This window comes from Stella humosa, from assembly GCF_006738645.1.
GTDB classification, from domain to species: domain Bacteria; phylum Pseudomonadota; class Alphaproteobacteria; order ATCC43930; family Allostellaceae; genus Allostella; species Allostella humosa.
Window position 1 is genome coordinate 5,273,126 of record NZ_AP019700.1, and the last position, 14,703, is coordinate 5,287,828.

General features: G+C 70.3%; 14 protein-coding genes. 8 read left to right on the forward strand and 6 right to left on the reverse strand.

Annotation, left to right across the window (positions count from 1 at the left end; all coding sequences use genetic code 11):
* Positions 1-127 precede the first annotated feature (127 nt).
* Entirely contained in the window at positions 128-700 is a 573-nt protein-coding gene (locus STVA_RS24790; protein WP_123691011.1) for a DUF1013 domain-containing protein, read from the forward strand.
* Between the two features lie 7 nt (positions 701-707).
* Here STVA_RS24790 and STVA_RS24795 read toward each other — a convergent pair whose 3' ends face one another.
* Complete coding sequence (locus tag STVA_RS24795) at positions 708-1,487, reverse strand: SDR family NAD(P)-dependent oxidoreductase (protein WP_123691008.1); 780 nt, start codon at positions 1,485-1,487, stop codon at positions 708-710.
* A 117-nt stretch (positions 1,488-1,604) separates the two neighbouring features.
* Here STVA_RS24795 and STVA_RS24800 point away from each other — a divergent pair, with 117 nt between their 5' ends.
* Complete coding sequence (locus STVA_RS24800; RefSeq protein WP_123691388.1) at positions 1,605-2,198, forward strand: GNAT family N-acetyltransferase; 594 nt, start codon at positions 1,605-1,607, stop codon at positions 2,196-2,198.
* On the opposite strand, the gene STVA_RS24805 is transcribed toward STVA_RS24800, so the two are convergent.
* Positions 2,195-4,099 (reverse strand): propionyl-CoA synthetase, encoded by a 1,905-nt coding sequence (locus STVA_RS24805; RefSeq protein WP_123691006.1) that lies wholly within the window; start codon positions 4,097-4,099, stop codon positions 2,195-2,197. The genes STVA_RS24800 and STVA_RS24805 overlap by 4 nt on opposite strands.
* 115 nt (positions 4,100-4,214) lie before the next feature.
* On the opposite strand from STVA_RS24805, the gene STVA_RS24810 reads away from it, so the two are divergent.
* A complete protein-coding gene (locus tag STVA_RS24810; protein WP_123691004.1) occupies positions 4,215-5,843 on the forward strand; it encodes an acyl-CoA synthetase in 1,629 nt (542 codons plus the stop codon).
* A gap of 14 nt (positions 5,844-5,857) precedes the next feature.
* Here STVA_RS24810 and STVA_RS24815 read toward each other — a convergent pair whose 3' ends face one another.
* The 3 genes from STVA_RS24815 to pdxY are packed head-to-tail and all read right to left on the reverse strand — an operon-like array spanning position 5,858 to position 9,438.
* Positions 5,858-7,855: a hybrid sensor histidine kinase/response regulator gene (locus STVA_RS24815; RefSeq protein ID WP_123691002.1), complete on the reverse strand. Its 1,998-nt coding sequence runs from the start codon at positions 7,853-7,855 to the stop codon at positions 5,858-5,860.
* 45 nt (positions 7,856-7,900) lie between these two features.
* A complete protein-coding gene (locus STVA_RS24820) occupies positions 7,901-8,554 on the reverse strand; it encodes a TenA family protein (protein ID WP_123691000.1) in 654 nt (217 codons plus the stop codon).
* Complete coding sequence (gene pdxY / locus STVA_RS24825; RefSeq protein WP_123690998.1) at positions 8,551-9,438, reverse strand: pyridoxal kinase PdxY; 888 nt, start codon at positions 9,436-9,438, stop codon at positions 8,551-8,553. The genes STVA_RS24820 and pdxY overlap by 4 nt, the downstream gene beginning before the upstream one ends.
* A gap of 167 nt (positions 9,439-9,605) precedes the next feature.
* On the opposite strand from pdxY, the gene STVA_RS24830 reads away from it, so the two are divergent.
* From STVA_RS24830 to STVA_RS24850, 5 genes are all read left to right on the forward strand, one after another.
* Complete coding sequence (locus STVA_RS24830; protein WP_123690996.1) at positions 9,606-10,433, forward strand: HpcH/HpaI aldolase/citrate lyase family protein; 828 nt, start codon at positions 9,606-9,608, stop codon at positions 10,431-10,433.
* Positions 10,434-10,528: 95 nt separating this feature from the next.
* Positions 10,529-10,936, forward strand: a complete 408-nt coding sequence (gene sdhC / locus STVA_RS24835) for a succinate dehydrogenase, cytochrome b556 subunit (protein WP_123690994.1) — start codon at positions 10,529-10,531, stop codon at positions 10,934-10,936.
* A gap of 5 nt (positions 10,937-10,941) precedes the next feature.
* Positions 10,942-11,316, forward strand: a complete 375-nt coding sequence (gene sdhD / locus STVA_RS24840; protein ID WP_123691386.1) for a succinate dehydrogenase, hydrophobic membrane anchor protein — start codon at positions 10,942-10,944, stop codon at positions 11,314-11,316.
* 13 nt (positions 11,317-11,329) lie between these two features.
* Positions 11,330-13,123, forward strand: coding sequence for a succinate dehydrogenase flavoprotein subunit (gene sdhA, locus STVA_RS24845; RefSeq protein WP_123690992.1), 1,794 nt, complete (start codon positions 11,330-11,332; stop codon positions 13,121-13,123).
* Positions 13,124-13,136: 13 nt separating this feature from the next.
* Positions 13,137-13,916, forward strand: coding sequence for a succinate dehydrogenase iron-sulfur subunit (locus tag STVA_RS24850; protein WP_123691384.1), 780 nt, complete (start codon positions 13,137-13,139; stop codon positions 13,914-13,916).
* Positions 13,917-13,943: 27 nt separating this feature from the next.
* Here STVA_RS24850 and STVA_RS24855 read toward each other — a convergent pair whose 3' ends face one another.
* Complete coding sequence (locus STVA_RS24855; protein ID WP_123690990.1) at positions 13,944-14,678, reverse strand: response regulator; 735 nt, start codon at positions 14,676-14,678, stop codon at positions 13,944-13,946.
* Positions 14,679-14,703: the final 25 nt, after the last annotated feature.

Genomic DNA, 14,703 nt, shown 5'->3' on the forward strand with positions numbered 1-14,703 from the left:
GGTGCTGGCGCCTTCCATGGCGCGCGGGCACAGCCTATATAGCCCCCCATCAGGACAGCAATGACCGGATGACGGACCCGCCGGAGCGGGCACGAACCGGGAGGCTCAACCAGAAGGATTCGGTGCGATGACCCTGCCGCTGATGCCGAAGGCCACCGCCGTGTGGCTGGTCGAGAACACGGCGCTCACCTTCCAGCAGATCGCCGATTTCTGCGGCCTGCACGAGCTTGAGGTGCAGGCGATCGCCGATGGCGAGGTCGCGGCGGGCATGCAGGGGTGGGACCCGGTCGGCAACGGCCAGTTGACGCGCGAGGAGATCGCCCGCTGCGAGGCCGACCCGGCCCTGCGGCTGAAGCTGATCAAGGCGAACATTCCCCTGCCCCAGGCCAAGGGCAAGGGCCCGCGCTACACGCCCATCAGCCGCCGCCAGGACAAGCCGAACGCCATTGCCTGGCTGATCCGCGCCCATCCGGAACTGTCCGACGCCCAGGTATCCAAGCTGATCGGCACCACCAAGCCGACCATCGAGAAGATCCGCGACCGCAGCCACCCGGATAGCCAGAACATCAAGCCGGCCCACCCCGTCACGCTTGGCCTGTGCACCCAGGTGGAACTGGATACCGCCCTGGCACGCGCCCACAAGACGCGCCCGCCCAGCCAGCGGCCGGTCGACGACCTGGAAGAGGAGCAGGCCTACTGAGGCTGGGTCATTCGGGCACCGGCACGGTGTAGTTGAGGCCCATCCGGCCGCCATCGGCGAAGATGGTCTGGCCGGTGACGTAGCTCGAATCCTCGCTGGCGAGGAACAGCGCCACGGCGGCGATCTCCTCGGGCTCGCCGCAGCGGCCGAGCGGGGTGCGCGACAGGATGCGACGGCGGGCCGTCTCGTCGTTCATCATCACCTGCAGCATCTCGGTCCGGATGCTGCCGGGGCCGATCGCGTTCACCCGCACCCCCTTGTCGGCCAGCGCGATCGCCATCGCCGTGGTCAACTGGCTGACGCCGGCCTTGCTGACGACATAGGGAATGGCCGTCGGGATGGCCAGCTTGGCCGTGACGGACGACAGGTTCACGATGCTGCCGCGCCCGCCATCGGCCGCGAACTGGCGCGCCATCTGCCGGGCCGCGGCCTGGCCGACCAGGAACGTGCCCTTCAGGTTGACGCGCAGCACGCGGTCGAAATCGGCCTCCTCCAGGTCGAGGAATTCTGCCGCGTGCAGGATGCCGGCATTGTTCACCAGGACATCGACCCGGCCGAAGCGGGCAACGGTGCCCGCCACCAGGTCGGCGGCCGACTGGCCGCAGCCGACGTCGCAGACCAGGAAGGCGGCATTGGCGCCCAGCCCGGCCGCTGCGGCCGCGCCGCGCTCCGCCCCGATGTCGGCCAGCATCACCCGCGCGCCCTCGTCCACGAAGCGGCGGGCGATGGCGAGGCCGATTCCCTGCGCCGCACCGGTCACGATCGCCACCTTGTTCGCCAGACGCATGCCGTTTCCCCGGGGATGTTTGCCGGCCGGAGCCTAGCCCCGGAACGGGCTCTCGACCAAATGCCGCGCACCGCCTATCGATAAATGATCTGCGCCCCGTTCCCGGACCGACCCGCCATGTCCCTGCCCGACGGCTATACCGACGTCCCCGCCGGCAAGCTCGCCACCGTCGTAACCGCGCTCGAGATGCTGGCGCCGCCGGCCGCCCGGCCCGACCCCTCGCCCGCGCCATGGACGCTGCGCCCGGCGCACCGCCCCGACCTCGACTGGTATCGCGATCTCTATCGCCGGGTGGGCGAGGACTGGCTCTGGTTCTCGCGCCTGCGCATGGCCGACACGGCGCTGGCCGCGATCATCCACGACCCCGGCGTGGCGGTGTTCGCGCTGGCGGTCGACGGGCGCGACGAGGGCCTGCTGGAACTCGACTTCCGCGCGCCCGGCATCTGCGAGCTGGCCTTCTTCGGAGTGACGGCCGGCCAGCTCGGCTCCGGCGCCGGGCGCTGGCTGATGAACCGGGCGGTCGAGCAGGCCTGGTCGCGGCCGATCGGGCGCCTGTGGGTGCATACCTGCACGCTGGACCACCCGGCAGCCCTTGCCTTCTATATCCGCTCGGGCTTCACCCCCTACCAGCGGCAGATCGAGATCGCCGACGACCCCCGCCTGCTGGGCGAGGCCCCGCGATCGGCCGCCGCCCACATCCCGATGCTTTAGCCGGGGGCCCGCGCGTAGCCGATCCGGCCCAGCGCCTGGCGGATCTCGTCGAGCGCCGCCGGGTCGTCGATGGTGGCCGGCATGCGGTAGTCCTGGCTGTCGGCGATCGCCCGCATGGTGCCGCGCAGGATCTTGCCCGATCGCGTCTTGGGCAGGCGCTGGACGACGACGGCGGTCTTGAAGGCCGCGACCGGCCCGATGCGGTCGCGCACGAGCTGCACGACATCGCGGGCAACCTCGTCCGTGCTGCGCCTGGCACCCGACTTCAGCACCAGCAGGCCGAGCGGTACCTGCCCCTTCAGCTCGTCGGCGACGCCGATCACCGCGCATTCGGCCACGTCGGGATGGCCGGCCAGCACCTCTTCCATCGCCCCGGTCGACAGGCGGTGGCCAGCCACGTTGATGATGTCGTCGGTGCGCGACATGACATGGACATAGCCGTCGCCGTCGATGAAGCCGGCATCGCCCGTCTGGTAGTAGCCGGGGAAGGCCGCCAAGTAGGCTTGGCGAAAGCGCGCCTCGGCGTTCCACAGGGTCGGCAGGGCGCCGGGCGGCAGCGGCAGCCGGATCGCCAGCGCCCCGACATCGCCCGCCGCCATCGGGCGACCCTCGGCGTCGAGACAGCATACGTCCCAGCCCGGCACGGCCACCGTCGGCGAGCCGGGCTTCACCGGCATCAGGCCCAGGCCCATGCAGTTGGCGGCGATCGGCCAGCCGGTCTCGGTCTGCCACCAATGGTCGATGACCGGCACCCGCAGCAGGTCCTGCGCCCATTCCACGGTTGGCGGATCGGCCCGCTCGCCGGCCAGGAACAGCGCCCGGAACCGGCCGAGGTCGTACTGCGCCAGCAGCCGGCCCTCCGGGTCGTCGCGCTTGATCGCGCGGAAGGCCGTGGGCGCGGTGAACATGACCGCCACCCCGTGCTGGGCGATCACCCGCCAGAAGGCGCCGGCATCGGGCGTGCCGACCGGCTTGCCCTCGTAAAGGACGCTCGTGGCCCCGGCCAGCAGGGGCGCATAGACGATGTAGGAATGGCCCACCACCCAGCCGACGTCGGACGCGGTGAACATCACCTCGCCCGGGGCTACCGCATAGATGTTGTCCATGCTCCAGCGCAGCGCCACGGCATGGCCGCCATGGTCGCGCACGATGCCCTTGGGCTGGCCGGTCGTGCCGGAGGTGTAGAGGATGTAGAGCGGGTCGGTCGCGGCCACCGGCACGCAGTCATGCGGCCGAGCGGCCGCCACGGCATCGGCCCAGTCGAGGTCGCGACCGGGCTCCAGCGTTGCCGCCAGCATCGGCCGCTGCAGGACGATGCAATGGCGCGGCTTGGCCTGGGCCAGGCGGATCGCCTCGTCCAGCAAGGGCTTGTAGGCGATCGTGCGGCTAACCTCGATCCCGCAGGAGGCCGAGACGACGACGGTCGGCCGGGCATCGTCGAGCCGGGTCGCCAGCTCGGCCGCCGCGAAGCCGCCGAACACCACCGAATGGATGGCGCCGAGGCGCGCGCAGGCGAGCATGGCGATCGCCGCCTCGGGTACCATCGGCATATAGATGACGACGCGGTCGCCCTGCACGACGCCCAGGGCCACCAGCGCACCGGCGAAGAGCGCCACCTGGTCGCGCAACTCACGATAGGTGAACCGCTGCACCACGCCCGTGACCGGGCTGTCATAGATGAGGGCCGCTTGGTCGGCGCGGCCGCCCTCGACATGGCGGTCGAGGGCGTTCCAGCAGGTGTTGAGGATGCCGTCGGCGAACCAGCGGCCGGTGCCGTCGGCCTGGCGCTCCAGGATGCGGGTGGGTGCCCGGACCCAGTCGATGGCGCGCGCGGCCTCGCCCCAGAATGCCTCCGGGTCGTTCAGGGCGCGCTGGTGGGCCTCCTGGTAGCGGCTGGTCATGGCCGGCCCTTCTCGTCTAAATGGCTGGGGATAGTGGATCAGCCCGCCCGGCCTGCCAAGGTGCCGAGGCAGCACCCGGTGGCCAGGGCCAAGTGGCTGGAGGACGCGACCGCAGATGACCGACAGCCCCTACGACCAGCATCTCGGCCGCAACCCGGCCAACCACGTGCCGCTGACCCCGCTCGGCTTCCTCGAGCGTACCGCCCAGGTCTATCCCGACCGGATCGCCGTCATCCATGGCCGCCAGCGCCGGACCTGGGCCGAGACCCATGCGCGCTGCCGCCGCCTCGCCAGCGCGCTCGCCCGGCGCGGCATCGGCCGGGGCGACACGGTGGCCGTGATGGCCCCCAACGTGACGGCCCTGTTCGAGGCGCATTTCGGCGTGCCCATGGCGGGCGCCGTGCTGAATGCCCTCAACGTCCGCCTCGATGCCGAGACGATTGCCTTCATCCTCGACCATGGCGAGGCGAAGGTGCTGCTGACCGACCGGGAGTTCGCGCCCACGGTCGCCAAAGCGCTGGCCATGGTCGCCCACCGCCCGGTCGTCATCGACATCGACGATCCCGATGGCCCCGGCGGCGAGACGCTGGGCGAGACCGACTATGAATCCCTGCTGACCGAGGGCGATCCGGACTTCGCCTGGCAGCCGCCCGACGACGAGTGGGAAGCGATCGCGCTCAACTACACCTCCGGCACCACCGGCAACCCCAAGGGGGTCGTCTACCACCACCGCGGCGCCTACCTGAACGCGATGGGCAATGTCCTGGTCTGGGGCATGCCGCGCCACGCCACCTATCTGTGGACGCTGCCGATGTTCCACTGCAACGGCTGGTGCTTTCCCTGGACGGTGACGGCGCTGGCGGGGACCCACGTCTGCCTGCGCCGGGTGGAGGCGAAGGCCATCTTCGCGGCCATCGCCGACCATGGCGTGACCCATCTCTGCGGCGCGCCGATCGTCATGAACATGCTGATCCACGCCGCCCCGGCCGATCGCCGGGCGCTGCCCGGCACGGTCGAACTGATGACCGCGGCCGCACCGCCACCCGCCGCCGTGATCGAGGCGATGGAGCGCCAGGGCTTCCACATCACCCATGTTTATGGCCTGACCGAGGTCTATGGCCCGGCCGTCGTCTGCGACTGGAACCAGGACTGGGACCGCTTGCCGGGCGAGGAGCAGGCCCGCCTCAAGTCCCGCCAGGGCGTGCGCTATCCGGTGCTGGAAGGGTTGATGGTGGCCGACCCGGCGACGCTGGCGCCGGTGCCGTCGGACGGCGCCACGATGGGCGAGGTCTTCATGCGCGGCAACATCGTGATGAAGGGCTACCTGAAGAACCCGCGCGCCACCGACGAGGCCTTCGCCGGCGGCTGGTTCCATACGGGCGACCTCGGCGTGCGCCACCCGGACGGCTATGTCGAGCTGAAGGACCGCTCCAAGGACATCATCATATCGGGCGGCGAGAACATCTCGACGATCGAGGTGGAAGGCGTGCTCTATCGCCATCCGGCGGTGCTGGAAGCAGCCGTCGTCGCCAGGCCCGACGCCCACTGGGGCGAGACGCCATGTGCCTTCGTGACGCTGAAGGACGGCCAGGCGGCGACCGCCGAGGAGATCATCGCCTTCGCCCGTGCCAATCTCGCCCGCTTCAAGGTGCCCAGGACGGTGGTATTCGGCCCCCTGCCCAAGACCTCCACCGGCAAGGTCCAGAAATACGCCCTGCGCGAGCGTGCGCGGAATCTGGACTGACGGCGGCCATCCGGTCAGGCATCGCGGACGGCCCGGTCGACGACAGCCCGGTCGACGGCCGCCCGCAACTGGCCGATGTCGAAGGGCTTGGCCATCATCAGCGAAAAGCCGGCAGCCTCGCGCGCGGCTAGGCCGCCATCGGCCGTCAGGCCGATGACCGGCACGTTCCTGTTGGGTCCGTCGCCCGCGCGCAGGCGCCGGACGGCATCGACCCCGTCCATCACCGGCATGTTCACGTCCATGACGACGGCGGCGAAGACCTGGCCTGCCAGTGCCGCCAACGCCGCCTGCCCGTCGGCCGCTTCGACCACGTCATAACCCCACTGGCCGAGCAGGGTGGCCAGCAATAGCCGGCTGGTGGGGTCGTCCTCGGCCAGGAGGATCGCGCGGCCGGCGGCGGTGACGTCGGGCAAGCTGCCGTCGGGGGACCCCGGGGGTGCCACGGCCGCCTGGGCGAACACTGTGAACCAGAAGCGCGTGCCCACGCCCGGCTGCGACCACACGCCCATGCTGCCGCCCAGCGCCTCGGCCAGACGCTTGGAGATCGCCAGGCCCAGCCCGGACCCGCCGCGCAGCCGGCGGCGCCCGTCGATCATCCGGAAGGGCTCGAACAGGCGGCCGACCGCTTCCCGCGTCATGCCGATGCCGGTGTCGCGCACCTCGTAGCGCAAGTCGACACCGGCATCCTGCGGCGCGGCTGAGACCGAGATCTCGACCGATCCGGCATCGGTGAATTTGACCGCGTTGGAGACGAGGTTCAGCAGGATCTGGCGGGTCTTGCCTTCGTCGCCCACCAGGCGCTCGGGCAGGTCGGTATCGCAGGCCACCGCCAGAGCGAGGCCGCGCTCCAGCGCCAGGGCCTGGAACAGCGCCGCCGATTCGCTGGCCAGCAGGGCTGGCTCGAACACCGAATCATGCCGCTCGATATGGCCCAGCTCGCCCTGGGAATAGTCGATGATGCGATCCAGCATGCCAAGCAGCGACCCGGTCGACCGGCGCATCGCCTCCAGGTAGCGGCGATGCTCGGCGCCCAGCGGGGCATCGGCCAGCAGGTCGGCCATGCCGCGGATGCCGGTGAAGGGCGTGCGCAGCTCATGCCCGACCACGGCCAGGAACTCAGTCTTGGCGCGGTCGGCCGCCTCGGCCCGGGCGCGCGCCTCGGCCAGTTCGTCGGCCATCTGGCGCAGTTCGGCCGTCTGGCGCTGCAGGTCGGCATGGGCGGCCGCCAGTTCGCGCTCGCGCTGCTTCAGTTCGGTCACGTCGGTGCGCAGGCCCACGCGCAGGCCGCTCGGCGTCACCGCCTGGTGGATGACGATCCAGCGGCCGTCGGCAAGCTGGCGCTCGACGCCATCGAACACGCCCTCGCGGTGGCGCCGCAGGATCGCGGCGTATTCGCCGCCCTCCATGTTGCCAAAATTGCGATAGTCGCCATTGCGGATGCCGGCCTCGATCAGGTCGTGGATGTGGGTCCCCGCGACCATGGCCGCGCGTTGGCCGGGGAACATGCTCCGGATCTGCTCGTTGGCCAGGACGACGCGGTCTGCGGCATCGAACAGGATGAAGCCGTTGTGCAGGCTCTCGATCGCCTCCACCAGGCGCTGCTCGGCGCGGGCCTCGGCGGTCACGTCGGTGTGGATGACGACCTTGCCGCCATCCATGGTGCTGCGCTCGCCCGCCAGGATGCGACGGCCATCCACCAGGGTGATGGTATAGGGGCTGCCGGCTGGCGCCGGCCATTCCGCCCGGCGCTGGGCCAGCAGCGCGCCGGCCTCGTCCCGGGCATGGTCGCCCGCCACCATGGCGCTGACGCATTCGAAGAGCTCGGCCATGCTGCGCCCGGGCAGCGGCAACAGCCGCTCCAGCACCGGGTAGAGTTCGATCAGCCGCCGGTTGTGGAAGACGACGCGTTCAAGGCGATCGTAGACGATCATCCCGTCGCGGAGGCTCTGGATCGCATCCCACAACTGGCCCTCGGTCAGGGCGGGGGCCTCGGGATAGAACGATGGCTTCACGATACCCTCTGACCCATCGAACAGGTGAAGCGTCGCCCGCTAATTCTAGCGATAAGTCGCGTCGAAGAAAGCCCCTTCCAGTTCCACCATGGCGCGGAATCGGTCTGCCACCCGCTGCCGCCCCGCATCGTCGAGCAGGGTCGTGGCAGCGTCGAACTCGCGTGCCACCGCGTTCACGAAATCGGCGAATGCGGGCACGGCGTGGAGGTGGATCCATTCCGCATGCTCGAAGCGGACGGGCGCCTTGGCGGCCTCGGCCGACGCCCAGTCGAGATAGATCCATTCCGCCGGCAGCAGGACCGAGAGGATGTCGGCGTATCCGCCCTCGCCGGCCGCGATCAGGAGATCGAGAAACTGCTGCGATTCCGACCACAGCACCGGCGCCGTACGATCGGCCGGCGGCACGCCCAGGCTGTCGAAGCAGCGTTCGAAGTAGGTGTTCTCGTCGCTGGTGAGGACGGCCGCGAAACCGGCGAACAGGCGCTTGCCCGCCATCGTCGGCGCACGCGCAATCGCCAGCCCGACCAGCGAGGTGAGCGTGCCGACGAAGGCATAGTCCTGCACGAGGTAGCCGCGCAGGACCCGGTCGTCGAGCGTGCCCGATCCCAGCTCCTGGACGAAGCGATGGCTGGTGGCCCGCACCCAGCCCTCGTGATTGTCGAAGCGCAGGGCAGCCGACAGGGAGAAGCCGGCGGTCATGGCTGGAACGGCTCGGCCGGGAACCAGCGGGCCGGGGCCACGATGTCTTCCTGCGCCGCCACCAGGGCCAGTTCGTCCCGGCCCAGGGCAAGCGTGCGTTCCAGCACGCCATGGATCGCCGACGCCGCGAAGGCCAGCGCCGCGGGGACCGTCCCGGCTCGCAGCAGGCCCGCCAGGAAGAGGGCGGCCACGAGATCGCCCGTGCCCTTGACGCGGACGGGCACCGTCGGATGAGTGACGAGCCAGGCACCGCCCTCGCCCACCGCCATCATGCGCTGGCAGGACGGGTCGCCGCCGGCCTCCACGCTGGTCACCAGGACCGTGCCGCCGCCGATCTTGCCCGCACGGCCCGTCTTTCCCGTCCGGCCCGTCTCGCGCAGCCCTTGGGCGGCGGCCGCGACATCGGCCAGCGTCGCCAGCGGACGCCCGGTCAGCCATTCCAACTCGAACTGGTTGGGGGTCACGAGATCGGCTGCCGGGACCAGCCGGTCGCGGAACAGCTCGGGGATGCCGGCCGCGACATAGATGCCCTCGGCCCGGTCGCCGATGACGGGATCGCACGAATAGAGGGGCCCCGGCCCGTCTGTCCGCGCCCGCGCCAGCAGGGCCTCGATCGCGGCCCCCACCGCGGCATCGCCGACATAGCCCGACAGCACCGCCCGGCAGCGGGCGAGCAGGCCGCGATCGGCCAATGCCTCCAGCATGCCGGCGACGCGCTCGGCCGGCATCGCCCCACCGTGCCAGCGGGCGTGGCCCGGATGGTTGGAGCCAACCCAGGTCGGCACCGCCCAGGTCTCGAAACCCAGCCGCTGGAGTGGGAACAGGGCGGCCGCGTTGCCGACATGGCCGGACGCGACCCAGGATTGAATGGAGAGGATTGCCATGGCGCGCCAACGCTACCCGCACCGGCCCCGCCCGTCACCGTCCCGTGCGCTCCACTGCCGACGATTGCCCGGGACGGGCAGCGGCCCTAGGGTCGCCGGCACCCGTCCCACCCGCCGGAGCCACCCTGGCCGCAGCCCCGATCCGCCCCCGCCGCAGCGTCCTCTACATGCCGGCCGCCAACGCGCGCGCCCTGGAAAAGGCCCAGACGCTGGATGCCGACGGCTTCATCTTCGACCTGGAGGATGCGGTCGCGCCCGACGCCAAGGTGGCCGCGCGCGACCAGCTTGCCCGGGCGCTCGCCGGCTTCGACTATCGCGGCCGCGAGCGGGTGGTGCGGGTGAACGGCCTGGACACCCCCTGGGCCGCCGACGACCTGCGCATGGCGGCCCGCAGCGGGGCGGACGCCGTGCTGGTGCCCAAGGTCGAGAGCGCGGCCGCCCTGCTGGCAGCCGAGGCGGCCCTGGTCGACGCCGGCGCGCCCGTGGGCATGGCCCTGTGGGCGATGATGGAGACGCCGCGCGCGTTCCTGCGCGCCGACGAGATCGCCGGGGCGACACCCCGCCTGGCCTGTCTGGCGATGGGCACGTCAGACCTGGCGCACGAGCTGCGCGCGCTCCACACGCCCGACCGCATCGCCTTCCTGCCGAGCCTGGGCCTCGGCCTGCTGGCCGCGCGTGCCCATGGGCTGGCGGCGCTGGACGGCGTTCATCTCGATCTGTCCGACGATGCCGGGTTCGAGGCCGCCTGCCGCCAGGCCCTCGTCCTGGGCTTCGACGGCAAGACGCTGATCCACCCGAAGACCATCGCCGGGGCCAACGCCGTCTTCAGCCCGGACCCCGCCCGCATCGCATGGGCCGAGCGCGTGACCGCGGCCCACGCGGCGGCCGAGGCGGCCGGGAAGGGCGTCGTTCTGGTCGACGGCAAGCTGATCGAGAACCTGCATGTGGCCGAGGCGCAGCGCCTGCTCGCGCTTGCGAACGCGATCGGCAATTGAGCGCCGGCGTCGCGTTGACTCGGCCGGACTCGCGGTCTATGTGACTTTCTCTGCGCGGGTCTCGCGCACCTGCCGCTTCCCACGAGGCCGCCCGCATGGCAACCGAACGCGCGACCGGTCGCACCCGACCGATGTCGCCGCATCTACAGATTTATCGTCCGCAGCTCACCACGGTGCTCTCGATCCTGCATCGCATGACCGGGGTGGCGCTTACCGTCGGCACGTTGATGCTGGTCTGGTGGCTGGTCGCAGCCGCCGCCGGCCCGGGGCCGTTCGCCTCGGCCCAGGGCTTCATCACATCCTGGTTCGGGCTGATCCTGCTGTTCGGCTGGACGTTCGCCCTCTTCTTCCACCTGTGCAACGGCATCCGCCACCTGGCCTGGGACGCTGGCCACGGCTTCGATCTGAAGACCGTCTATGCCAGCGGCTGGACCGTCGTCGCGGCCTCCGGGGGCCTGACGGTGCTGGCCTGGATCGTCGGCCTGGCCAGCCGCGGGAGCTGATGCAGATGAAGATGCGTTCCAGCCTGGGCCGCGTGCGCGGCCTCGGATCGGCCAAGGACGGCGTCCACCACTGGTGGGTGCAGCGGCTGACCGCCGTTGCCCTGGTGCCGCTCGCCCTGTGGTTCGTGGCAGCCCTGGTTTGCCAGGTCGGTGCCAGCCATGCGTCGGTGACGGCCTGGCTGTCGTCGCCGCTGCCGGCGATCGTCATGGTGCTGCTGTCGATCGCGACCTTCTACCACGCGGCCCTCGGGCTCCAGGTGGTGATCGAGGATTATGTGAGCCACGAGGGGCTGCGGCTCGTCGCCATCGCGGCGATGAAGCTCGCCTGCTTCGGGCTGGCTGTCGCTGCGATCTTCGCCGTCCTCAAGATCGCGCTCTGACGGGGCAACAGACATGGCTTCCGCCTACAAGATCATCGACCACGCCTATGACGTCGTCGTCGTCGGCGCCGGCGGCGCCGGCCTGCGCGCCACGCTCGGCATGGGCATGGCCGGCCTGAAGACGGCCTGCGTCACCAAGGTGTTCCCCACCCGCAGCCATACCGTGGCGGCCCAGGGCGGCATCGGCGCCGCGCTGGGCAACATGGGGCCGGACGACTGGCGCTGGCACATGTTCGATACCGTGAAGGGGTCGGACTGGCTGGGCGACCAGGACGCGATCGAATACATGTGCCGCAGCGCGATCCCGGCCGTGGTCGAACTGGAGCATTTCGGCGTGCCCTTCTCGCGCACCGAGGAAGGCAAGATCTACCAGCGGCCGTTCGGCGGCCACACGACGGAATATGGCGACGGGCCGATGGCCAAGCGCGCCTGTGCCGCCGCCGACCGCACCGGCCACGCCATCCTGCACACGCTCTACCAGCAGTGCCTGAAGCATAAGGCCGAGTTCTTCGTCGAATACTTCGCCCTCGACCTGATCATGGACGAGGACGGCGTGTGCCGCGGCATCATGGCCTGGAACCTAGACGACGGCACCATCCACCGGTTCCGCGCCCACATGGTGGTGCTGGCGACGGGCGGCTACGGCCGGGCCTACTTCTCCTGCACGTCGGCCCACACCTGCACCGGCGACGGCAACGCCATGGTGCTGCGCGCCGGCCTGCCCTTGCAGGACATGGAGTTCGTGCAGTTCCACCCGACCGGCATCTACAGCGCCGGCTGCCTCATCACCGAGGGCGCGCGCGGCGAGGGCGGTTACCTCACCAACTCCGCCGGCGAACGCTTCATGGAGCGCTATGCGCCGCACGCCAAGGACCTGGCGAGCCGCGACGTCGTCAGCCGCGCCATGACCATCGAGGTGCGCGAGGGCCGCGGCGTCGGCAAGGAGAACGACCACATCATGCTCCACCTGGAGCATCTCGACCCCGCCGTGCTGCATGAGCGCCTGCCCGGCATCTCGGAGACGGCCAAGGTCTTCGCCGGCGTCGAGGTGACCAAGGAGCCGATCCCGGTGCTGCCGACCGTCCACTACAACATGGGCGGCGTGCCGACGAACTATCACGGCGAGGTGCTGCGCCCGACCAAGGCCAACCCGGACGGCATCTGCCCCGGCCTGATGGCGATCGGCGAGGCCGCCTGCGTGTCGGTCCATGGCGCCAATCGCCTCGGCACCAACTCGCTGATCGACCTGGTGGTGTTCGGCCGGGCGGCCGCCCATCGCGCGGCCGAGCTGGTGCGCCCCGGCATGCCGCACAAGCCCCTGGCGGCCAATGCCGGCGAGGGTGCGCTGGACCGGCTCGACCGCATCCGGAACGCCGCCGGCGGCAGCCCGACCAGCCGCATCCGCCTGAAGATGCAGCGGACGATGCAGAACAACTGCGCCGTCTTCCGCTCGGGCGACGTGCTGCAGGAGGGTTGCCGGCTGATCGACGAGGTCAACTCGCAGCTGGGCGACCTGTCGGTGTCCGACCGCACGATGATCTGGAACAGCGACCTGGTGGAGGCGCTGGAACTGGACAACCTCGTTTCGCAGTCGCTGGCGACGCTCTATTCGGGGGCCGCCCGGACCGAGAGCCGCGGCGCCCATGCCCGCGAGGACTTCCCCGACCGCGACGACGCCAACTGGATGAAGCACACCCTGGCCTGGGTCGACGGCAAGGGTGGCGTCTCGCTCGATTACCGCGACGTGCACATGTACACGCTGTCCAACGAGGTGTCCGTGTTCCCGCCCAAGAAGCGCGTCTACTGAGAGGCCGTTGACGATGGCTCAGCTCACGCTGCCCGCGAACTCCAAGGTTGGGGTCGGCAAGACCTTTCCGGCACCCGCGGGCGCCAAGGACGTGCGCGCCTTCAAGATCTATCGCTGGAATCCCGAGGACGACCAGAACCCGCGCCTCGACACCTACCAGATCGACCTCGCCGACTGCGGGCCGATGGTCCTGGACGCGCTGATCAAGATCAAGAACGAGATCGACCCGACGCTGACCTTCCGGCGCTCCTGCCGCGAGGGCATCTGCGGCTCGTGCTCGATGAACATCGACGGCACCAACACGCTGGCCTGCCTCAAGGGCATCGACGAGGTGCAGGGCGACGTGAAGATCTATCCGCTGCCGCACATGCCGGTGGTGAAGGATCTGGTGCCCGACCTGACCCAGCCCTATGCCCAGTACGCCTCGATCGAGCCGTGGCTCCAGACCGAATCCCTGCCCCCGCCCGACAAGGAGCGGCTGCAGAGCGTCGAGGAGCGCAACAAGGTCGACGGGCTGTGGGAATGCATCCTGTGCTTCTGCTGCAGCACGAGCTGCCCCAGCTATTGGTGGAACGGCGACCGCTATCTCGGCCCGGCCATCCTGCTCCAGGCCTATCGCTGGATCGCCGACAGCCGCGACGAGCATACGGGCGAGCGCCTGGATGCGCTCGAGGACCCGTTCCGGCTCTATCGCTGCCACACGATCATGAACTGCACGAAGACCTGCCCGAAGGGTCTGAACCCCGCCAAGGCCATCGCCGAGATCAAGAAGCTGATGATCGAGCGGCGCTGACCGGCGCCGCTCGTCACACGCGGGTAGCTACTCCTTGCCGTCCGGCACGAACATGTAGCCGGTGCCGCGGACCGTCTTGATCACCTGCGGCTTGGCCGGATCGAGCTCGATCTTGCGCCGCAGGCGGGTGATGCGGACGTCGATGCTGCGGTCGAACGGATCCCAGTCGCGATTGTGCGCCAGGTCCAGCAGCCGGTCGCGTGACAGCACCTGGCGTGGGTGCCGGGCAAAGGTCCGCAGCAGGTCGAACTCCATCGCCGTGATCGCCAGCTCGCTGCCGTCGGCGGCAAAGAGACGCTGGCCCGCAAGGTCGAGGCGGCAGGCGCCGAACACGACATGGGCCGATGGCTCGGCCTTGTCGCCCGCCGCCTCGGCCGCGGCTGCGGCCGCCTGCGGCATGCGGCGCAGCACGCTGCGGACGCGCGCCAGGAGTTCGCGCAGGTCGAACGGCTTGGGGATGTAGTCGTCCGCCCCCATCTCCAGCCCGACCACGCGGTCGATCGCCTCGCCGGCCGCCGTCACCAGGATCACGCCGATGCGCGTCTCCTGGCGCAGGTAGCGGGTGAGCGACAGGCCGTCCTCGCCCGGCATGTTGAGGTCGAGCAGGACGAGGTCGACCGGGCCGGCAGCAATCGCCCGCCGCAAGTCGGCGCCGCCGGCCGCCGTGGTCACGGCAAAGCCCTGCATCGCCAGATATTCCTCCAGCGTCTCGCGAATGGCCGGCTCGTCGTCGACCACGACGATATGGGCGCGATCGGCCATCGGCCTCGTCCCCGATCCTTGGTGG